The organism is Methylophaga sulfidovorans (genome assembly GCF_900114205.1).
Lineage (GTDB): Bacteria > Pseudomonadota > Gammaproteobacteria > Nitrosococcales > Methylophagaceae > Methylophaga > Methylophaga sulfidovorans.
Genome location: NZ_FOSH01000009.1, coordinates 13,493 through 35,988, shown reverse-complemented (window position 1 = coordinate 35,988; position 22,496 = coordinate 13,493). Strand labels below are relative to the sequence as shown.

Below are 22,496 nucleotides of genomic sequence, written 5' to 3'. Positions count from 1 at the left end.
AAAAATGAACCTTTGATAACGTGAATTTATAGCTTAACACCGATACGTTGAGCGACTTCTTCGTAGGCTTCGATCACACCACCTAGCCCTTGTCTGAAACGATCTTTATCCAGCTTTTTACGTGTTTCTGCATCCCAAAGGCGACAGCCATCCGGACTAAACTCATCACCCAAAAATATCTGGCCTTTGAACAGACCAAATTCCAGCTTATAGTCCACTAAAATCATGCCGGCATCAGCAAATAGCTTCTGTAAATATTCATTAACTTTAAACGTTAACTCTTTCATTTTGCTTATATCTTCGGCTTTTGCCCAGCCGAATGTTTCAATGTGATACTCATTGATCATTGGATCATGTAATGCATCATTTTTAAGAAAAAATTCAAACACGGGTGGATTGAGCTCAAGTCCATCTTCAACCCCAAGGCGACGAACAAGGCTACCGGAAGCCACATTACGTACAACACATTCCACCGGCACCATTTTCATGTTTTTAACTAATGATTCGGTGTCGTTCAACAGCTCTTCAAAGTGAGTTGGAATGCCTTTATCAGCCAGATATTGCATGATGAAAGCATTAAACTTGTTATTGACCATGCCTTTGCGGTTTAACTGTTCAACTTTTTCACCATCGAATGCAGACGTATCATCACGAAAGCTCAGGACGACATAATCTTCATTATCTGTAGCAAAAACACTTTTGGCTTTACCAGAATACAATTCTTGTTTCTTTTGCATCAGCTATCTCTTAGCGGTTAGTTATTTCACGCCAGTCAAAACCGGCCTCTTGGTCTGCAATGCCAATCCAGTCATGTTCACATGCCAGTGCATCAGCAAGCAATGGCACAACAATTGACGGACAATTATTTTTTTCAGAAATATGCATTGCCATAATATGCTGCAAGTTTGTGGTGTCAATTTTCTCAAGTAATGAGGCGGATTGCACGTTATTTAAATGCCCTAGTCTGCCACCTACACGGCGCTTAAGATGTTCAGGATATTCGCCCTGCTCCAGCATCATCATATCGTGATTGGCTTCTAACAATAATGCATGACAGCCAGATAATGTTTCTTCAATCAACGGTGTGATTGAGCCTACATCAGTCAACAAACCTAAACGGTGCTGGCCGTTACCAAAAACAAACTGGCTAGGCTCTCTTGCATCATGCGGAACAGGAAAAGGTTCAACTTCCAGATCGTTAATGCTGAAGGTTTCGTGACAATTAAACGTTTTAATGTAAGGTGCAACATCCTCAGGTAAACACCCTGCCGTTCCTGGCGTTGTGAACACCGGTAAGCGATATTTACGCGCCATTACCCGGATGCCAGCCATATGATCCGCATGCTCATGGGTAACTAACAAAGCTGACAGTTGCTGTGGATCTACGCCCAACATACGTAAACGTTTTTCAGCCTCACGAGCAGAAAAACCACAGTCAATCATGACCGTGGTTTTTCCTGATGTTACGAGTGTCGCATTTCCGCGACTACCACTTCCGAGGGAAGCAAAACGCATTATGGTGCAAGTTGTTCCTGAATCAGATCTAACAAACGTTTAGCCGATTCATCAGAAGTACGGACTTCATTTGAATCCAATACCATTACACGTGTTTGATTAGCATCCGACAACAACTTAATGTAGTAGTATTCGTCTGGTTTTTTCTCGACATCATCACGCCAGAAAGCCAGCTTATCAAGCATACCTTCATCTTCTTGTTCAGCTTTCTTGAAGGGATCAATATAACGAACGAAGTACTGGCCTTTGCTACGGTCACGATCCTCTACAGAGAAACCTTTACTATCAAGGACACGTCCGACACGGCCCCAAACTGTTTGGAAATCCTGTTCAATCAATAAGCTTTGCTGACCATTGCTATCATCCATAAGTAAGACACGTGCTGTTTCTTCTGGTGGTGGTGCCGGTGTAGCTAATTTAAACTGTTCCATATCCTGTTGATAAAGCGTACCTAAATAATCAGCCAGTTGACGAAGCATTGCTTCATCTTTTTGCTTATTGGCTTTCTCATCATCAGGATTACCTAAATAGACATTTGTCATTTTAGACGTATCACCGCGCTCCATTCTGATTCGGTAGACATAACCATCTGCATCAGCAGTAGTGTCCATCAAGCCAATACGGTCGTCAGCACGAGCAATCCCTAAATCTTTTGTTGCCCAGAAATCGATAATACGTTGCCAGGTGACTTCACGATCACCAGGTACAACCAGATGGCGATCTTTACCTTCACCAGCAAGTGCAGGTTTTGATTCAGGAGTAACATTGTATTTTGCAGCCAGAGGGTTGGTTGCTGCTTCTTCAAACTCAGAGTAAGTCGCTGTATTAGTTTGATTACCGGAAATATCATCTTTAATACGGCTTGTGCTTAGATCCGGTGGTACATCAAGAGGTGGCATAGTTTCAGCTTTACGGTATTTCTGAGTATTATCAGGAACCACCTCATCCAATGATGAAAAAGCGCCACAAGCAGTTAGAGCAGTCGTCATCATGACAACCAGCGATGTTTGTTTAAATAATTTTACGTTCATTTAATACAGTTCACTCACTTGAATTTAGTTTAGAACACCGGCAGTGTTCAATGCATCACGCACAGATTGATGATAATGTTCAGACAATACCGTCATTGGCAAACGAATGCCACTAGAAATAAGTCTCATTTCGCTCAAAGCCCACTTAACGGGTATGGGATTTGACTCTACAAATAAGAATTGGTGCAGCGCGACTAATTTTAAATTAATTTCGCGTGCCAGCGTCTCATCTCCGACAAGAGCGGCTTCACACATTTCATGCATTAGTTTTGGTGCGACATTTGCGGTGACAGAAATGACGCCCTGACCTCCTGCCAGAATAAAATCGACAGTATTGGCATCTTCACCTGTGTAAAGTTCAAATCCTTCTCGTGATAATTGTTTAATTTGTTGAACACGAGAGACATCACCAGTGGCTTCTTTAATACCGATGATATTAGACAGCTCGGAAAGCCTTCCCACTGTTTCGGGTAATAAATCAGACGCAGTACGACCAGGTACATTATAGAGAATTTGCGGAATATTAACGGCTTCAGCAATCGCTTTGAAATGCAGATACATGCCCTGCTGAGTCGGTTTATTGTAATAAGGTGCGACCAGTAAAACGGCATCTACACCCAAGTCTTTTGCAGACTGAGTCAGTTCGATTGCTTCCGAGGTGGAGTTAGCGCCTGTACCTGCAATAACAGGAATACGACCATTAACTTGCTCTACTACCAGACGAATGACGTCACAGTGTTCTTCTACGCTCAAGGTTGCAGATTCACCGGTCGTACCGACAGCGACAATGGCATCTGTGCCCTGGCTGATATGAAACTCGACCAGCTTACGCAGGCTGTCAACATCCAACGCACCATCTGCCTGCATGGGTGTGACAAGAGCTACCATACTGCCGCTAAACATATTTAAATGACTCCGAAAAAATAACAGGCATGGTACTTTGCCTGCCTGTTGATGACAAGATCCGACTGAATTGTGTAAGGTACTTTGCTTTCTAAATCTTTTCAAACAGGACGATTCAGATGACACAAGTACAAGTAGGCGAAGCTGTCCCAGACTTTACACTGCCAAGCACGGGCGAAAAAACATTCCAACTTTCAGCACTTAAAGGTAAACGCGTTTTAATTTATTTTTATCCCAAAGATAATACGCCAGGTTGTACATTAGAAGGACAAAATTTCCGCGACAATATCGACTTTTTTAACGAGCATAACACGGTTATTTTTGGTATTTCACGTGACAGTCTTCGTATGCATGAAAATTTCAAAACGAAACAATCTTTTCCTTTTGATTTGTTATCTGACGCTGATGAAGAAGCCTGCAAACTATTTGACGTTATCAAACTTAAAAAGCTCTACGGCAAGGAATATATGGGAATTGTCAGAAGCACATTTTTAATCGATGAAAATGGCATTCTTCAACAAGAATGGCGAAATGTGAAAGTCAAAGAACATCTGGATCAAGTTAAAGAAGCCATACTGAATCTTTAAATGCTGTTTGCTTAATTTTTGCTGTTAGCGAGTCCATATTGGCGCAGCAACAAATTTCGTTCGCACCCATTTTGTGCACTTTTTATCAATACTACTTTGTAGGTACACCTAAATAGGTAACTTTCGCTTTTGGTCTGCTTTTTGCCTCGCATAAATGAATCACACTGTTAGGGGTAACAATGAATCAATTGCGAAGTACATCCATGAACTTAAGCCACAAAGAAAAAACGTGGCTGCCTTGGTTTGGCCCGACCGGGAAACTGGCAATGTCCTGGTCATGCCATCTCAATCGACATAATTATGCTGCTGTAGAAAAGACTTTTGAGGGAATAGCTGCCACGCGTGTAAAGATTCTTCAACAATGGGTAGAAAACCATTGGAATCAGATGACATTTTTAGCTGAACAATTAGCGGGATGTTATCCAGATCTACCAAAATCTTTATTAGAAGACCGGCTACATGCGGCACCTGACTTCTCAGAAGTCTTTATCATCAATACTCATGGAACGGTGACACAATCAACTTACTCTTCACACATTAATAAAGCCGACTTATCTCACAAAGCCGTACAACATGGCCTTTCAAGCCCTTTTCTACATGGCCCCTATATCGATAAATTAACTCTCGATATTGGCCCTTCAAGTTCTAAGTTTCATGACGAAGTTACACTTATGTTTTACCAGCCAATTATCATCGATAGTGAAACTGTCGGTGCTGTGTGTGCTCGTGTGCCCAATGATGTCTTAGGTGACCTTATTCAGCGCGAAGCAGGACATATTTATACCGAGTCAGGTGACAATTACATCTTTATGGTGGAATCAAAGTTCGACTCTGGCTTGCAACAAGGCATTGCTCTCTCTCGCTCTCGGTTTGAGGATGATACCTTTTCCCATGGTGAAAACCTGAAAAGTGGTATTCACACAAGCTTTGGTACGGTAAAGATTCAACGGCATACAGAATTTGAAATTCGCTTTACCGATCCCGCAACTAATAAACTTCACCCAGGCGTTCGCGAAACTATACGTAATGGCGAAAATCTATTTGTCACTTATCCCGGTTATTCAGATTACCGACATATCCCTGTTATCGGTAAAGGTGTCACCTTCCAATTAAAAGGTTCACCAGATCGTTGGGGAATGATGTGTGAAGGTGACCTTGAAGAAGTCTACAGACGTCGTTCAGTCAACGTGAATTTGATGAAAGGGTTCATCCTGTCAATGTCTGTATTACTTGGAACCAATATGGCTTTACATGCGTTCACCAGTTTGCCTGTTATCGGAGTAAATGCAATATCAATAGTCATGATTGCTGTGATTGCTGTTATGTACAAAAAGCTGACAACCAATCCCCTCGCTGACCGTCTCGAAGAAATGACTAACGTTATTCAAACCATTGCTGAAGGTGAAGGAAATCTTGCTCAAAGATTAGATAACAAGAAATTTATTAACGATGAAACAGGCGATATGGGCCGATGGATAAATAGCTTTATAGATAATCTAGATGGCATTGTTGGCCAGGTCATTAAAACAAGTACCAATGTTAGTCATACGAATGAAGCTATGCTCGAAACCAATCGAGAAGCTTTCCACGCATCCAACGAAGTGGCTACTGCTATAGAAAAAATGTTGCAACTGCTAGAAGATCAAATCCGTGATATCGGTAATGCATCCACCACAGCTGAAGCAATGAAACAAGCCATGGATGAAGTGGTTCAAGAAGCGAGATTGCAATATGAATCCGTAAGAAGTGGTACGCAGGAAATACGTGATGTAGTGGAAACATCTGCTAAAGCAGTACAGTCGCTCCATAGTCGAACAGCTGAAATCGGCAATATTATTGGTGTCATTACTGAAATCACTAATCAAACCAACTTGCTTGCCCTGAATGCTGCTATTGAAGCTGCGCGGGCTGGTGAGCATGGACGTGGTTTTTCTGTTGTTGCTGATGAAGTGCGTAACCTGGCACAGAGAACAGCAACATCAGCAGATGAAATTCAACAAATGATTGAAAACATCCAGTCCGAAACATTGGAAGCCTATAAATTCATGGAGTCTGGTGTCGAAAATGTGGATCGCAGCTTAAAGAAAACAGAAGAAGCCTCATCTGAAAATACACAACTCCATCAACTTGTTGAGCAAATGTTCTCAACCATTAAACAACTTGATCAAAATAGTCAGTTACATGGTGACACCGCTAGGAATGTCGGACAGTCAGCCAGCCTGATGACACAAGCCGTTAATGCACTGCAACATCGCTCAGTTATGGTAAAAAATACCGCACAAAAACTCAGTCAACTGGTTGGTGTTTTCAGCGTCAGTACACGATAAATTCTAGAAATTTTAAGCAGATAGGGATATCTGCTCTATTTCTACTGTCACCTATATTGTGTTTACCACAAAAGGAGATTGCTTTATGGATATGCAAATCAACCCAGAAAGTAAACCAAGTAAGCTGGCCGCCGTGTTTGATAACGAGCAGAAAGCGGTCGAGGCCAAGCAAAAACTTGTCAATGTAGGTCACTTTAATCAGCAAGATATTGAGGTGATTCAACCTAAAGACAAAAATACCAGTAAGAAGATTGAACCAGAATCTAAAGCCATTGCCCGCTTTATTACACGTTCTCACCTGATATTAGGTGGTGTAGGTTTGTTAGTTGGTCTGGCTATTGCCAGTGCGCTGGTCGCTTCTGGCCCAATGATGACTCAATCCAGCCCACTCTATACTTATATAGCACTGGCTGTTGTGGGCACTTTTATTGGACTGCTGTTTGCCGGATTACTCTCACTACGCCCCGATCATGATCCGCTAATCAATGAAACGGTCTCCGCAAAGCGTCATAATTTATGGACACTGATTGTGCAGACAGACGGGCGCAAAAATTTGAAAACAGCACATCAATTAATGCATCCGACAGCTGTATCTGTCACAGAAACATTCTAGTTCTTAATTGCTTAGCGAAAAGTCTTCTGGTGCTGGTTGAACAAAACAATCAGCACCAGTATGATGCCCGTCCCGCTGGGACCAGACACAACTAAATCTGCGTTTTTTTCTGTAATAAAAAAAGTTTTTTGCAGCACCAAAAAGTCACAAAAGCTGTGATCCCGCATAGGAGCTGACTTAGCTCTAAGCACGCAGTAAGTTATCCACAAAAAGTGCACAATTTATGTGCAAAATCTCCACTTGCCAAGCCTTCAAAAACACACTATCTTGTGGTTCAATCATTTCAAAACCACAACTTCTAGTGGTTTTATGTTTTTTGATTATTTAAACATTATTGCAGGGATTTTCATTATGGCGAGCGAAACAGCACAACCCGTTTATACCTCATCAGCATCTGAAAGTGGATACAGCGTTATCCGTCGCAACGGTAAAGTCACCGAGTTTGATAGCAGCAAAATTGCTGTCGCTATCACCAAAGCTTTTTTAGCAGTTGAGGGTGATTCAGCACAAGACAGTCGTCGAATTCATGACACTGTGGCAAAACTGACCAAACAAGTTACTGATAACCTTTTACGACGTATTGATGATGGTGGCACTGTTCACATCGAAGATATTCAGGATCAAGTTGAACTGGCTCTTATGCGTGAAGGTGAATACAAAGTCGCTCGCTCTTACGTTGTATATCGTGAAAAACAATCAGAAAAACGTGCTGAAGAAGAAAAGAAACATCCGCAGCCTGCTAACGAATCTCCCCTGCACGTCACAGCAGCTGATGGCACTCGTCACCCTCTCGACATTGACCGTTTACACAATCTGATTACAGAAGCCTGTGAAGGTTTAGCAGAAGTTAACCGTGATGCGATTTTGCGTGACACTCAACGTAACCTGTTTGACGGCGTTAAAGAAGCTGACGTTGAAAAAGCATTGGTCATGTCAGCACGTACCTTTATCGAAAAAGATCCTGCCTACAGCACACTGGCTGCTCGCCTGCTGATGGATGGTATTCGTCGTGAAGCCCTGACTTTTGTCTACAAAACACCAAAACAAGCCTCTCAACAAGAAATGGGCGCGTTATATAACGACTATTTCAAAACCTACATCTCAACAGCCATTGAAAAAGAACTGATTGACTCTGAATTAGGTTTGTTTGATTTAGATCGTCTGGGTAATGCACTTAAGCCAGAACTGGACTTTGAGTTCACTTATCTGGGTCTGCAAACCTTATATGACCGTTACTTCATTCACTTTGACGGTACACGTTTCGAATTACCACAAGCCTTCTATATGCGTGTCGCTATGGGCTTGGCTATCAATGAATTAAACCGTGAAGAACGCGCTATCGAGTTCTATAACCTGCTATCCAGCTTCGACTTTATGAGTTCAACGCCTACCCTGTTTAACTCAGGCACATTGCGTCCGCAATTATCTTCTTGCTACCTGACAACGGTACCTGATGATCTAAGTGGTATTTATAACGCGATGCGTGATAACGCCTTATTATCAAAATATGCCGGTGGCCTGGGTAATGACTGGACACGTGTTCGTGGTCTGGGTGCTCATATCAAGGGTACTAACGGTAAATCACAAGGTGTTGTACCGTTCCTGAAAGTCGCTAACGATACTGCCGTTGCTGTTAACCAAGGCGGTAAACGTAAAGGTGCTGTTTGTGCTTACTTAGAAACATGGCACATCGACGTTGAAGAATTCCTCGATTTACGTAAAAACACCGGTGATGACCGTCGTCGCACACACGATATGAATACAGCTAACTGGATTCCAGACTTATTCATGAAACGTGTAGCTGAAGAAGGTCAATGGACTTTATTCTCACCAGAAGAAGTGGATGACTTACACGACTTAACCGGTCTTGATTTTGAAAGAGCCTATAAAGCTTACGAAGAAAAAGCCGCTCGTGGCGAAATTCGTAACTTCAAACAACTGCCTGCGACTGACTTATGGCGCAAAATGTTAGGCATGCTGTTCGAAACAGGCCATCCTTGGATTACCTTTAAAGATCCATGTAACCTGCGTAGCCCACAACAGCACGTTGGTGTCGTTCATAGCTCAAACCTGTGTACAGAAATCACTCTGAATACATCAGATAAAGAAATTGCTGTCTGTAACTTAGGTAGTGTCAATATGGTGAAACATATTGATGAAAACGGTAAGCTCGACAAAGAAAAACTGCAAAAAACCGTTCGTACTGCGATGCGTATGTTAGATAACGTTATTGAGTACAACTACTACAGCGTACCGCAAGCACGCCACTCAAACTTACAGCATCGTCCTGTTGGTTTAGGTCTGATGGGCTTCCAGGATGCACTGTACAAACTGCGTATTCCTTACAGCTCTGACGAAGCCGTTCAATTCGCTGATGAATCAATGGAAGCAATCAGCTACTACGCTATCGATGCTTCATCTGATTTAGCTGCAGAACGTGGTAAATACCAAACTTACGAAGGCAGCTTGTGGAGCAAAGGTATTCTGCCAATCGATTCAATCAAAATTTTGAAAGAAGCGCGTGGCGAATATCTGCAACAAGACGAAAGCAAAACCATGGACTGGGACATGCTGCGTGACAAGATCAAACGTCAAGGCATGCGTAACTCAAACACGATGGCGATCGCACCAACAGCGACAATTTCAAACATCTGCGGTGTCAGCCAGTCTATTGAGCCGACCTATCAGAACCTGTTTGTGAAATCGAATCTGTCAGGTGAGTTCACTGTTATCAACCCATACATGGTTGAAGACTTGAAAGCACGTAATCTGTGGGATGACGTGATGATTAACGATCTGAAATACTTCGATGGTAGCCTGCAAAGCATCGACCGTATTCCAGCCGAGTTGAAATCACTCTACACCACGGCATTTGAAATGGATGCACGCTGGTTAATTGAAGCCGCATCACGCCGCCAAAAATGGCTGGACCAAGCTCAAAGCCTTAACTTATATATGGCTGAACCATCAGGTAAGAAGATGGACAACCTCTATAAACTGGCTTGGGTTCGTGGCTTGAAAACCACTTATTACCTCCGTTCTATGGGGGCAACAGGTGCAGAGAAAACCAGCACAGCACCAACCACAGCAACTGAAGCGCCTGCACCAAGCAAGCCTACAGCAGTTGCCACCGCGAGCACGCCAGCGCCGGTTGCCAGCGCGTCATCAAGTATTGACGATTTAGTTCTAGGTGAAGGTATGGAAGCGCCAAAAGCGTGTTCAATTTTAGAACCAGATTGTGAGGCATGTCAGTAATGTTGAATTGGGACGATCCATTCTCAGCGCCGATAGCCGGTACTGCGGAAGCAAAAAAACAAACCGAAGAAAAAGCAGCAGCACAGTCTGCTGCGCCAGCGGCTAACGATCTCAGCGAAGCCCCGTCTTCTGCTGAGATCAAAAAAATGCCATTAATGAACGCCAAACCCGTCAATGCTGACGACAAACGCGTGATTAATGGTGAAGCTGATATTAATCAATTAGCACCGTTCAAATATCCTTGGGCATGGAATTACTTCCTCAATGCCAACAAGAATCACTGGACACCGCTGGATATCAACATGGCGCAAGACGTTCATGACTACCGTCATAAACTGACGCTGGAAGAACGTCATGTCTATGAAAACGTGCTGTCATACCTGACCACCTCAGACATCTTAGCGATGCGTAATATCGGTCTGGCGGTCATGGAAAAAATGACAGCGCCAGAACTGCAAATCTATCAAGCACGCCAAGTGTATGAAGAAGCATTGCACACATGGACATACCAGCACTGTATCGAAACCATTGGTCTTGATCAGTCAGAAATCTACAACCGCTACCGCGTGGTGCCAGAGATTTACCAAAAAATTAAATTGGCCAATGACCGTTTAAACACTGTTATGCGTAGTGATATCGATCTACATGACCGTGATGAACTAGAAAACTTTGTCATGTCCTATGCCTTCTTCGCCGGCATCTTCGAAGGTTCATGGTTCTACAACGGCTTCAGCCCGATCTTTGCTTTGCAACGTCGTGGTCTAATGAAAGGTACTGCTGAACAGCTGCAATACATCATGCGTGATGAAGTCATGCACGCCTCTTTCGGTATTCGCGTCTGTAAGCAAATCATGAAAGAAGAAAACATCACGCTGGACCCGAAAAAAGTCCAACAGATGTTTGAAGAAGCTGATGCTGCTGAAGAAACCTATGCGGGCTACATTCTGCGTGACCCAATTTTAGGTTACTCAAAAGAAGTGCATCACGGCCAGTTCCGTTACACGGCTAACCGTCGTGCCAAACAGCTAGGTTTTGAAGAACCGTTCCCAGGTGCCGAAGCCACCCTGCCCTGGCTTGATGAACAAGCTAACATGCGGAAGGAGAAAAACTTCTTCGAAACCAAAGTCACCGAGTATCAAACTGGTGGTGGTTTGAAATGGGATTGATGATTTAATGGAAAAGCCGACTTTTATGTCGGCTTTTTTTAAATTAAAAAAAGGACTTATCTATGCTCAACCCATTCACCCCCTCTGAAATTGCCAGCCTACCTGAAGACTTTTTCGGAAGAGAACGAGAAATAGACCTATTAGCACGTGCAATTAACCAAGGCTCCGTTTGTATTGAGGGGTCATTTGGCATTGGGAAATCATCTTTCATGTCACGTACATTACTTCATATGGATGGATTCGCTTCAGATGAAAATTGTATTTTTGTTATGGGTGTGGGCCATAGTGATATCAAGACAGTTGATGATGCGGCACTGCTTATTCTTGAAAAGTTAGTTACTGTTGATTCAAATCAACAAAAACTCACAATCGGCATACCGAAACTTGTTACATATGAATCAACCGAAGCGTTCTCTTTTTTTAATTCTGGTAGACATTTAGCTGCATTAACTAGAATTGTCGCTGATCAAACATTTAGTGCCCAAATCAACAATGCAAAGAAATTCATAATTGCTATTGATGAATGTGAAAAGTGTGCTCCTGCGATTGCCAGGTTAATGCGAACTTTGTGTACTGAGGTACAACATCAAGGAATAAAGAATCTAAGGTTTGTTCTTTCTGGTGTTAGCCCTTTCTACCAACATATGGCAGAAGAGGATCGTGGTGTAACAAGATTTATATACAAGACTTTCCATCTACAACCTTTCGACTCTGACACCTCGGCATCACTTCTAGAAGATAAGTTTAGGCAAGTTGTCGAAAATGCTGAGTCTGGTGATGAGAATATCAAAATCAATCCAGATGTAATAGATAGAATAGCTGCAATCTCTGGAGGCCATCCTCATCTATTACAACTTCTTGGCTCACATGTAATTGAGCATGAATATGAAGATCCAGATGGATGTATTGACACGTTAGATCTTGTTGGGTCGCTCAGAAAGATTTGTTATGAATCACGTGGCCGAGATTACGATTTAATGATTAACTCTATGAAGAGTGAATCGAAATTTTCAGACTATTGTACTTTCATAGAACTTACAGGCGGCTCATTTCCAAGCATAGTAGAAAGGAATAATGTCATAAATAATATTGGAACGGAATCACTCAACTGGTTAGTTGAGCGAAATTTCTTGAGTATCAATCATGATGAAACATACTCCGTAGTTGATGAGTTTTTGAGGATTCGAGTTATCCTAGAACTAAATGAAGATCAGGCTGAAAGCATTGAATCAGACATACTTTACAGTGGTTCGCTTCCCTTACCTGGCGAATCATATTCAATGCTCTATGAAAATACAGGCAGAGACGAACAGTACGAATAATAAATCAAAATAGCCCCTTGCACATAAAGCACATCAAGGAGTCAGCCCGTAGGTTGGGTTGAAGCATGAAACCCAACAAACAACACCTCAAATAACAAAACACCTCTCAAAACATCAAAATGTTGGGTTTCGTTATCACTCTACCCAACCTACAATAATGGTTACTTTTTGTTTCACATGGATGGTGAACAATGCAATATCGACAAGCCTTTGTGCCTGGTGGCACCTTTTTCTTTACGATCACTTTATTGGAGCGCCATAAAACGTTATTAACGGATAATATCATTCTGTTAAAACAATCTTTCCACCACGTTAAACAATCTCATCCATTTCACATCGATGCGATTGTTATCTTGCCCGATCATTTACATACCATTTGGACTTTACCTGAAACTGATGCCGATTTTGCGATGCGTTGGGGATTAATTAAATCGACATTTTCGAGAGGCTTCCCCAAGGATGAACATATCAACAAAACTCGTCACTCGAAAAATGAACGCGGTATCTGGCAACGTCGATATTGGGAACATTTAATTCGTGACGAAAAAGATTATAGAAATCATGTTAACTATATTCATTACAATCCGGTTAAACATGGATATGTCGATAAAGCCATCGATTGGCCTTATTCCAGCATTCATAAATTTGTTCGTGATGGAATAATTGATCAAAACTGGGGATATGATGAGAATGTTGATATGAAAACATTTGGTGAGAGGAATTGAGTTTTATACCGTCCTGGACATGTTGGGTTTCGTTATCACTCTACCCAACCTACAAACAAACATTGATATCTTTCGTAGGTTGGGTTGAAGCATGAAACCCAACAAATGCCCCCTCAAATAACAACAAATCACTTAAATCATAAATTGTTGGGTTTCGCTATCGCTCTACCCAACCTACAAACAAGCATTGATGCCCCTCGTAGGTTGGGTTGAAGCATAAAACCCAACAGATGTCCCTTCAAATAACAACAAATCACTTAAATTATAAATTGTTGGGTTTCGCTATCGCTCTACCCAACCTACGAGTACGTTATTTATCTTTTCTAATTAGATAACTATCTAATAAAGGCCAGACTTCTACTTTGTTGTTATATAGAGCGACTTTCTTATCATTGGCTGAGATAAGAATGCCTTTTGCTATCACTTGATTATTTTTAGTGGTATCGAGCAAATACGTGCAGCGGCCAACTTTTTCTTCACTCTGGCATCCCGCGTTTGTATATATTTCCATTTGTTTCTCAGCATCATATTGACCTCTTAGATAAGCACCACCTAAAAGCGATACGATTAAAGAAATGATTAGTATTGGATAAGCTATCCATGATGAAATCGTTCCAATCATCTCACTCAGTAGACACCAATGCCACTGAGTAATACCTAATATTTTTCTACCTTGATTTTCTTTAGTAATTTCTTCAAATATCCAGTCTTTACCATTTTCTCTAGCATGTCTTAGAAAGAAAAAAACAGCTAGAACAAATAAAACATAAAAAAGGAAAACACCAAGTAAAAACGGCCATTTAGAAAGTAACCACCCTGCTCCTAAAATACCGATGTACCAACTTTCTACCAGAACATCGGACATATCTTTATTAATAAGCTCGTGACTCAAACCAAAGGTAAAAATATGACCAATATGGTAACTGAAGCCTGTTAACAAAATACATGGCACGAGTAGTGCCACTGCTGTTGCAGCTAACTTTAATAATCCCTCAAACTTTTCCATATACATCCTTGTTCAGCTCAACACTCTTTTACATATTTGCTAGAAAGCCAAGGATAATAAATACAACACCTTTTTGCATATTTAAAACTGCATAATTCAAAGTTCGTAGGTTGGGTTGAAGTATGAAACCCAACAAACAGGCTCAAATATCACCCCCACTCAAATCATCAAAATGTTGGATTTCGTTATGGCTATGATTCTACCGGCTAGGTGATTAATTATGCTGTTCTATAAATCTGCTACAGAACATTATTCAATACTTTTTTTCGATTCCCGATTACCCATAGCTGGGTAGCAAAAATGACAAAAAAGACGGGTGAAAGCATTAATAAATTTAATGATTCCCACCCTAGTGTAAATAATAGCTTCCCAGCCATTAAAGAACCGATAGCAACCAGAGTGAAGATAATGAGATCATTACTCCCCTGCACTTTGCCTCGCTCTGATTCTGTATGCATTGTTGCTAATAAAGTGCTGCCACCAATAAATAAGAAATTCCAGCCAACGCCCAGTAAGACAAGTGATATTTCAAAATGCGTCAAGGTCTGACCGGTATTGGCTGTCAGTGCAGAGCCTATAAGTAAGAGACTGCCAGTATGGAGTATTGTCGCTGTGCCAAATCGTTTAATTAAGCTCCCGGTAAAGAATGAAGGCAGGAACATTCCCAACACATGCCATTGCATAACGTGGGCTATTACCGTCATATCAAACCCTACATTTTTCATCGCTAATGGTGTTGCAGACATCACCAGAATCATTATCGCGTAGCCGATTGCAGCCGCTATCATTGCCACTTTGACACTGGGTAACTTCACTATTGTCTTTAATGGGCGTGCATAACTGCCAGGCTCCGGCTCACCTGAAGGAGGCACTCTGAGTAGAGAGAGTAAAAAAATGGCTAAAACTGATTGAATCGCCAGTATCAGGTATGGCCCTGCGTAAGGAGTTGCTTCTATTAAGTTAATTAATGCACTCGCATTCCAGGGGCCGAGGTAAGCAGCAATAACACCACCGACCATGACGAGAGAAAGTGCACGACTTTTAAAACCGGGACTTGCTACATCGATAGCAGCAAATCGGTAGTACATGGCAAAACCTTGATAGACACCTAATAAGAAATTGCCCAGACAAAAAAGCCAGAACGCATTATGTGATATACCCAGAACGGATAAATACGCACCACCAACACCGCCGAATAAAGCCCCTGTAATGAATCCAACGCGCCTACCCACTTTGGCCATATACAATGACGCAGGCAGTGTTGAAATCACCGTTCCAATCATCATAAGTGCGATAGGTAACGTGGCATAGGTAGGATTTGGACTCATTTTATAGCCAACCACACCACTCAATGTCATCACCGTGATCGCCGCTATAATGAAGAGTGATTGGCAAATAACTAATATGAGGACATTGGCTTTTTCTCTGGTGAATAAAGGCACTTTAAAATCCTACGATATGTTAATTTTTCATAGTTAAAACCATACGAAACTCAGCCTTACCTGCTTTCATTTTTTGATATGCTTCATTTGCCTTTTCAAGAGGTAATGTCTCAATCTTTGGTCTCGCATTGGTTAAAACACTAAACTTCAGTGCTTTCTCATTTTCATTAGGTGTGCCTGTAATAGAGCCAAACAAACTTCGCTGCCCTCCGACCAACATACCTGGCTTGATACTCAAAGGTTCTTTTCCTAAGCCCAGAAGGACCAGACGACCATCTGGACTCAAACCGGTTAGAAACGTTGATGTGAACTCTGCATTATCAACAGTACTAATGATAGCTTTGACGCCACCGAATTGCTGCAACTGTTTTTCATAATCTTTGATATTGGTGTCGATGTAGTCATGCGCACCTAATTTTATGGCCATATCAGCAATATCATTGCCTCGACCTACGGCGACAGTTCTATATCCCATTTTACTGGCATACTGAATAGCCATATGCCCCAAGCCACCTATTCCCAGAATAACAACGGTGTCTCCAGCTTCTGCCCCACATTTTTTTAGTGCATTAAATGTGGCAATACCTGCACATAAGATAGGAGCGGCTTCCTCAGAACTTAATTCAGCGGGTATAGAAACAAGTGCTGTAGAACGTGCAATCATCATTTCTGCATAGCCACCATCACACGATGAGCCAATAATGGGCTGATTTTGGCAGAGATTAAACTTTCCCTGAGCACACATTTCGCAGTAATGACAATGACCACCTAAGCGACCAACACCGACACGCATACCCAGCTTCCAAATAGGTGGTGTCCCGTCACCGACCGCTATGATTTTGCCAACAACCTCGTGTCCAGGCACTCTCGGGGAATCATGAGCAGAGACTACTTTTTCTATATCATTCTTGTCGGCGCCACAAATACCACAGGCTTCAACTTCGATGAGTACATGCCCAGCTTCTGGTAGCTGAAGCTCATGCTCAACCAGCTCTAAAGTCCCTGCGCTAGCTACTTGCATCGCTCGATATGTCTTTTTCATCTATCTTTCCCGGTTCAGAAAATACAAACAGAACGTGAATGGAAATGTACTTACATCACCAGACTCGTATGAATGATTCTATTCACACCTTTAGATGCAGCTTCAATAGCACCCGCCAAATAACCGGGATATATCGTTGCCCACTCACTCGCAATCCCGTTTAGTTTTCCTTCCCACGGGCCATTCGATACGGCTGTTTCTGGAGCAGGACTGTGGCCATTATGACTTTGTATATCTAAATCTGTTGCTACAAACGGGTCTTGTGCCCAGTCTTTAATAAAATCAGCCTTGGGTGATGCCCCTTCTGGCCCAAATAAATTCACTATCTGGGTTCGACAATATGATTTTAGCTCTTCATTGGAGAGACTATTTCTATATGCTGGAGGGACTCTCAAAAATCCAAACAAGGCACCAACATCATCTGACGCACTTGCATCATGTATTTCACCCATGACTCCTATGAGGCTTGCCGCATGACCTGAAAATCCCTGATTTCTCCAAAACGGCTTTTCATAGACAGCGACATATTTAGCCTGCCCCGCCATCCATGTTCCACTTGAACGCCATTGATGTTTTGTTTTCTCTGGTAGCGACGGTATAAATTCAATCGCGTTTTCAGTGAGTCGAGGTGGTAGTGCGAGTAGGATCTTATTCACTGAGTAGGTCACGTCATTTTGATTTTTGTCCACAGCAAGCAGTTCAATACTCTCCCCTTTGATGCTTAACCTTTTAACCTGACAATTAGTCACAATGTTGTCTTTATTAAGTTTTGCTGAGAGTGCATCAATAAGTGACGACATACCGCCAACTAAGCGATTAGCAATAGGACTGTGTACATAGCCAGGCATTCTCGATACAGGGCGGTTACTCTCTCTTTCGATAAGCATGTCACCGTCATCATACTGTTCAAATGTCTCCAGCTTTAGTTCACTGATTAATTCCGCCAACTGAGGTTGTATTTGAGGCCAGAACCATGTTGGACCGAGATCAAATCTATTAAGTGATGCAGTATTATCAAGTGCATTGGCCTCACTTATGGACGGCGTAGCCAAAATACGTCCACCCAGGTATTCCTTAGCTTCTAATAAAACATAATCATCAAAGCCAGCTTGCTCCAGTAGGTAAGCAGCATAAACGCCACTCAATCCGCCGCCAATAATGGCTACTTTCTTATTTTTCATTTTCAGATCACTCTACGCGTTTATGCGAGTTCATAGTGTTTAACAAAGAGCTTTGCCCCTTGTTGCCCGATACAAATCTTTAGCGATGAGTCAGCAGGAAATCGAATCCAGCTTCCTTCATCATAATGTTCACCTTCGATGCTGATATCGCCACTCAGCACTAATAACTCTGTCAGCCGCTCTAATTCACAATGCCATACGTTATTTGCAGGGAAACGTTGAAGGTAAACATCCTCGTAATGGTTGGAGAATAACGGGCAACGTTGAGTCCCTTGTGTCTCGATCCAGTTAGCGTGGTTTTGGGTATTCACTCTAATAATGGATTTGTCGTCTGAATGCATTTGCCTCAGCTTTACAAAAATAAGCGCACCTGTTCGACTAGACGGCTGATGCTCCGAACCAGGCGGGTTTCGTAGATAGTAGCCAGCAGGATAATCTTTATCACCTTCTGAGAAGGTACCGGAGAGTACGAATATTTCTTCTCCGCCGTCATGTGTGTGTCGTGGTTGGATTGAATCTGCTGCAAATCTAACCAGACTTGTTGCTCTGGCGACTTCTTCACCTATCCTGTCCAAATAGACTCTTTCTATCCCTACTTGCGGCGATGAATGCCATTGGTACTCATTGTTTTTCACAACGGCAAGTTCAGTGAAATCATTGTTAATCAGCATGTTTCCTCATCAGCTCATTTTTTGTGAGCGTTTAAACCTTATCTATCTGACCTATTTAATAGTTAAAACTTTTTCTTTCTCACTAAATTTAACCAGGCCTCTAGTGCTTTGTATTGCCTATTACTAACAAGCCGATTTTGATGCTATTCTTCGTTTTAAACCTAATTCGTGCAAACGACTTTTTCTGATATAGATTAAAAGATTTTCTTTACCACTATGACATTACCAATTCATCTCAATGCACTACGTGCTTTTGAAGCAAGCGCCCGGCATAAGAGCTTTTCTGCTGCAGCCAATGAGCTTAATGTGACTCCTGCTGCGGTAGGTCAATTAGTTCGTACATTAGAAAGCTGGCTGGGTGTTGCCTTATTCGAAAGAGTTAATAAGGGCCGTTTCCGTCTGATTCCGACTCAAGCAGCTGAGCTTGCACTGCCTGATATTCGAGCTGGCTTTGAGCAAATCACAGCTGGATTAGAAAAACTGAAAGTGGACCCTGCTGAAAAGGCATTGACTGTGACGGTAAGTCCGGCCTTCGCAGCTAAATGGCTGTTACCTCGTATACATCGGTTCCAAAGTAAATGGCCAGAGATGGATGTTCGTCTGGAAACACACCTTAGACCTGTGGATTTTGTTGCATTGCGAGTAGATATAGGTGTGCGTTATGGTTCGGGAAGCTGGCCAGGACTTATTGCAGAAAAACTCATGGATGAAAGCGTATTTCCAGTGTGCTCGCCAACATTTCTTATGGAGAACCCGACTTTAACCTGTCCAAGTGAGTTGACGGGTAAAACTCTCATCCACGATGACTCTATGGAAAAACAAACTAATTTTCCGAATTGGGACGCCTGGTTTAAAAGTGTCAATGTTGAGTTTGATAGTGCAAGGCATGGATTGAGAATCAATAATTCGGCTGCGGTGATTCAGGCCGCTATGGATGATCGAGGGATAGCTTTAGCCAGAAGCGTTATGGTTGAAGATGACCTTAAATCAGGACGTTTGATTAGATTATTTCCTGAAATAAGCTACTCGTCTTCGATGGCATATTTTATTGTCTATCGAGCCGAAAGCGCCACGCTCAATAAACTTAGTGCTTTTAGAGATTGGTTAGTGAGTGAAGTCACTACTCGCTAAATCATGTTCCCCAGAAGATTTGGCAAGGCCTGAGAATAAAAGACGCATTTTTAAGGTAAAAAATGTCGTCTAATAAACCAGACCTTACTATCTCCGTAACGACATGAATACTTATTGTTCCATGTTTAATTTAATCTAAGCTATAACAACATCATTATTGCCTTATTTCCACAGGCACGCCTTTGTATGCTGGCGTCAGCGAATTTTTTTCGTGATACGACAGTGGAACCAGTGGATTCAGTTCAGGATAATATCCGGCTACCGTGCCATCAGGCAGATCGTAAGGAGTCACTTTCAGGCCGTCGATCTGACGCACATTGCCATCTTCTACCTGACTAAACAGGCTAACTATTTGTCCTTCCTGCAAGCCAAGTCGCGCCATTTCTTCACGATTGATCAGCACGATTTCACGACTTCCTTCCAAACCACGGAGCCGGTCAGAAAAGCCGTAAATGGTGGTGTTGAATTGATCATTGGAACGTAATGTAATTAGCGTGAAAGCTTTATCACCGCTGGGATGCTGACCAAGTGAAGACAGTTTTGTTGGTGCTGTAAATTGTGCTTTACCACTCTCCGTCTTCCATTCTCTTTCGCGAGCCGGATTACCACGATAGAAACCACCGGGCTGCATCATTCTGTTATTGAAGTCACTAAAATCATGAGGGAATGTTTCAGCAATCAAATCACGAATCAAATCGTAGTTGGCAGCCCAGTCATCCCAACGCAGCCTAGGATTGGCTGGTAATGTTGCTTTCGCTATAGCAGCCACAATCGCTGTCTCGGAGCGGACTTGATCACTGGGTGGCTCTGCTGTACCAATCGAGCCATAAATATGGCTAAAGGTATCTTCCATAGAAATAGCCTGCGGGCCATTTTGCTGCTGGTCGATATCGGTACGACCAAGACAAGGAAGAATATAGCTGACTTTACCTGGGGCCAGATGAGAACGATTAAGTTTGGTGGCGATATGAACTGTCAGATCCAGATTTGACCAGCCTTTTTCCAGACGTTCATTATCAGGTAAAGCTCGTAACAGATTCCCGCCTAGTGAGAGCATGGCTTTGATGCTGCCATCCAACACGCCTTGACTGGCTTGCACAATATTCTTGCCGTTTTCTGCAGGTGCATCTATGCCGAATAATTCATGTAATTTGTCAGCCGGCATATGGGAAGATTTTTCACCAATGCCAACCGTACGCTGTCCCTGCACATTGGAATGCCCACGTACGGGCGAAATGCCTGCACCAAGGCGACCGATATTGCCACGCATCAGTAGCAGATTGCAGTACATCCCCAGATTGAGCCAACCGTCGACATGTTGTGTCAGCCCCATGCCATAAATACCGATGACATTTTTTGCCTGAATATAGATTTCTGCAGCTTCTTCAATCATGGTACGGCTGAGGCCAGACTCTGCTTCAATATCATCCCAATCGAAAGCATTGACCTTTTCAACGGTTTCTTCAAAGCCAGTTGTTTCAGCAGCAATAAAGTCCTGATCCAGTATGGCACCTGGAGCCATCTCTTCACGTGCCAGCAAATACTTCATCATGCCAGCAATAACGGCAATATCGCCGCCTGGTTTCACCTGATAATATTTATTGGAAATCTCGGTGGGGTTGTTGGTTATCATCTGCATGATGTTCTGTGGATCGACGAATTCAATCAGGCCACGTTCGCGTATCGGGTTGAAAGTAACAATTTTGCAGCCTCGTTTAACGGCCGCTTTCAGTGTATGCAGGAAACGTGGTGAGTTAGTACCCGTATTCTGTCCAAAGAAGAAAATGGCATCACAATGTTCAAAATCTTCCAGTGTACAAGTGCCAACGGGGGTGCCGACAAAGGTCTTCAGATTCACACTGGTTGTTTCATGACACATATTGGATGACTGGGGCAAGTTCTGATGTCCCATTGCTCTTGCAAAAAGTGCATAGAGATAAGAGGCTTCCAATCCGGCATGCCCACTGGAGTAAAATACCGCTTCCTTAGGATCCATTGCTGCAAGCTTGGCACCAATCTCCTGTATAGCTACATCCCAACTGACGGGTACATATCTATCGCGTTCTGCATCATAACGAAGTGGCTCGGACAACCTCCCAGCTTTTTCCAGATCATGGTCATGCCACGTTTTTAATTCAGTAATGCTGTGCTGTTCGAAGAAGTTAGCATCTGCCCGCTTCTCGTCCAATTCCCACAAAGTGGCTTTGGCACCATTTTCACAAAACTCGAACTTAGATGGATTGGCCGGTTTAGCCCAAGCGCATGAGCTGCACATAACGCCACCGGGCTTATTAAGCGTAGATAGAATTTTCGCTGCTACGGTAGAACCGTGAACTTCGCCAAAAATTTCCGACACACCTCGAAGCGATCCCCAGCCACCGGCGGGCCCTTTATCGTATGGTGTATTGGGATCCTGGCCCATAGAGGAATGGTCATTTTTATTGTTCGAGTTTGTCATGCTTCCTCCTGACTTGTATTGCAATAAGAATATTATTCAGCAAGCTGGGAGCTACTTTCGCATGTAAAAAAGCATGATCACCAGACACCAGAAAACCTGCTTCCATCATTGGATAGTTGTT

General features: G+C 42.6%; 18 protein-coding genes. 8 read left to right on the top strand and 10 right to left on the bottom strand.

Annotation, left to right across the window (positions count from 1 at the left end; genetic code table 11):
- Positions 1 to 26 precede the first annotated feature (26 nt).
- From purC to dapA, 4 genes are read right to left on the bottom strand one after another with little or no spacing between them, the layout of a single operon-like run.
- Positions 27 to 737, bottom strand: coding sequence for a phosphoribosylaminoimidazolesuccinocarboxamide synthase (gene purC, locus BM232_RS08915; protein ID WP_091713692.1), 711 nt, complete (start codon positions 735 to 737; stop codon positions 27 to 29).
- A gap of 10 nt (positions 738 to 747) precedes the next feature.
- Complete coding sequence (locus BM232_RS08910; RefSeq protein WP_091713689.1) at positions 748 to 1,515, bottom strand: MBL fold metallo-hydrolase; 768 nt, start codon at positions 1,513 to 1,515, stop codon at positions 748 to 750.
- Positions 1,515 to 2,546 (bottom strand): outer membrane protein assembly factor BamC, encoded by a 1,032-nt coding sequence (bamC, locus tag BM232_RS08905; protein ID WP_091713686.1) that lies wholly within the window; start codon positions 2,544 to 2,546, stop codon positions 1,515 to 1,517. Before bamC ends, BM232_RS08910 begins: the two co-directional genes overlap by 1 nt.
- 24 nt (positions 2,547 to 2,570) lie before the next feature.
- Positions 2,571 to 3,449, bottom strand: a complete 879-nt coding sequence (gene dapA, locus BM232_RS08900) for a 4-hydroxy-tetrahydrodipicolinate synthase (protein WP_091713683.1) — start codon at positions 3,447 to 3,449, stop codon at positions 2,571 to 2,573.
- A 119-nt stretch (positions 3,450 to 3,568) separates the two neighbouring features.
- Here dapA and bcp point away from each other — a divergent pair, with 119 nt between their 5' ends.
- The 7 genes from bcp to BM232_RS08865 all read left to right on the top strand — a co-directional run bounded on the left by bcp (position 3,569) and on the right by BM232_RS08865 (position 13,444).
- Complete coding sequence (gene bcp / locus BM232_RS08895) at positions 3,569 to 4,036, top strand: thioredoxin-dependent thiol peroxidase (RefSeq protein WP_091713681.1); 468 nt, start codon at positions 3,569 to 3,571, stop codon at positions 4,034 to 4,036.
- Between the two features lie 179 nt (positions 4,037 to 4,215).
- On the top strand, positions 4,216 to 6,363 hold the full coding sequence (locus tag BM232_RS08890; protein WP_091713678.1) for a methyl-accepting chemotaxis protein: 2,148 nt from the start codon (positions 4,216 to 4,218) through the stop codon (positions 6,361 to 6,363).
- Between the two features lie 85 nt (positions 6,364 to 6,448).
- The gene (locus tag BM232_RS08885; RefSeq protein WP_091713676.1) at positions 6,449 to 6,976 is read left to right on the top strand and encodes a hypothetical protein; all 528 of its coding nucleotides are present in this window, start codon (positions 6,449 to 6,451) and stop codon (positions 6,974 to 6,976) included.
- Between the two features lie 351 nt (positions 6,977 to 7,327).
- On the top strand, positions 7,328 to 10,231 hold the full coding sequence (locus tag BM232_RS08880; RefSeq protein WP_091713884.1) for a ribonucleoside-diphosphate reductase subunit alpha: 2,904 nt from the start codon (positions 7,328 to 7,330) through the stop codon (positions 10,229 to 10,231).
- Positions 10,231 to 11,397, top strand: coding sequence for a ribonucleotide-diphosphate reductase subunit beta (locus BM232_RS08875; RefSeq protein ID WP_091713673.1), 1,167 nt, complete (start codon positions 10,231 to 10,233; stop codon positions 11,395 to 11,397). The genes BM232_RS08880 and BM232_RS08875 overlap by 1 nt, the downstream gene beginning before the upstream one ends.
- A 62-nt stretch (positions 11,398 to 11,459) precedes the next feature.
- Positions 11,460 to 12,719 carry an nSTAND1 domain-containing NTPase gene (locus BM232_RS08870; RefSeq protein WP_091713670.1) on the top strand — a complete coding sequence of 420 codons (1,260 nt, stop codon included), beginning with the start codon at positions 11,460 to 11,462 and terminating at the stop codon, positions 12,717 to 12,719.
- Between the two features lie 191 nt (positions 12,720 to 12,910).
- The gene (locus BM232_RS08865; RefSeq protein ID WP_091713667.1) at positions 12,911 to 13,444 is read left to right on the top strand and encodes an REP-associated tyrosine transposase; all 534 of its coding nucleotides are present in this window, start codon (positions 12,911 to 12,913) and stop codon (positions 13,442 to 13,444) included.
- Between the two features lie 310 nt (positions 13,445 to 13,754).
- Here BM232_RS08865 and BM232_RS08860 read toward each other — a convergent pair whose 3' ends face one another.
- From BM232_RS08860 to BM232_RS08840, 5 genes are all read right to left on the bottom strand, one after another.
- Positions 13,755 to 14,450 carry a hypothetical protein gene (locus tag BM232_RS08860; RefSeq protein WP_091713664.1) on the bottom strand — a complete coding sequence of 232 codons (696 nt, stop codon included), beginning with the start codon at positions 14,448 to 14,450 and terminating at the stop codon, positions 13,755 to 13,757.
- Positions 14,451 to 14,689: 239 nt separating this feature from the next.
- A complete protein-coding gene (locus BM232_RS08855) occupies positions 14,690 to 15,892 on the bottom strand; it encodes an MFS transporter (RefSeq protein ID WP_218153323.1) in 1,203 nt (400 codons plus the stop codon).
- 19 nt (positions 15,893 to 15,911) lie between these two features.
- Positions 15,912 to 16,934: a zinc-binding dehydrogenase gene (locus BM232_RS08850; RefSeq protein ID WP_091713662.1), complete on the bottom strand. Its 1,023-nt coding sequence runs from the start codon at positions 16,932 to 16,934 to the stop codon at positions 15,912 to 15,914.
- A 50-nt stretch (positions 16,935 to 16,984) separates the two neighbouring features.
- Positions 16,985 to 18,115, bottom strand: a complete 1,131-nt coding sequence (locus BM232_RS08845; RefSeq protein ID WP_091713660.1) for a flavin monoamine oxidase family protein — start codon at positions 18,113 to 18,115, stop codon at positions 16,985 to 16,987.
- Between the two features lie 20 nt (positions 18,116 to 18,135).
- Entirely contained in the window at positions 18,136 to 18,786 is a 651-nt protein-coding gene (locus BM232_RS08840; protein WP_091713656.1) for a cupin domain-containing protein, read from the bottom strand.
- 216 nt (positions 18,787 to 19,002) lie between these two features.
- On the opposite strand from BM232_RS08840, the gene gcvA reads away from it, so the two are divergent.
- Complete coding sequence (gene gcvA / locus BM232_RS08835; protein WP_091713651.1) at positions 19,003 to 19,917, top strand: transcriptional regulator GcvA; 915 nt, start codon at positions 19,003 to 19,005, stop codon at positions 19,915 to 19,917.
- 154 nt (positions 19,918 to 20,071) lie between these two features.
- On the opposite strand, the gene BM232_RS08830 is transcribed toward gcvA, so the two are convergent.
- Positions 20,072 to 22,375, bottom strand: a complete 2,304-nt coding sequence (locus tag BM232_RS08830; RefSeq protein WP_245752863.1) for an FdhF/YdeP family oxidoreductase — start codon at positions 22,373 to 22,375, stop codon at positions 20,072 to 20,074.
- Positions 22,376 to 22,496 lie beyond the last annotated feature (121 nt).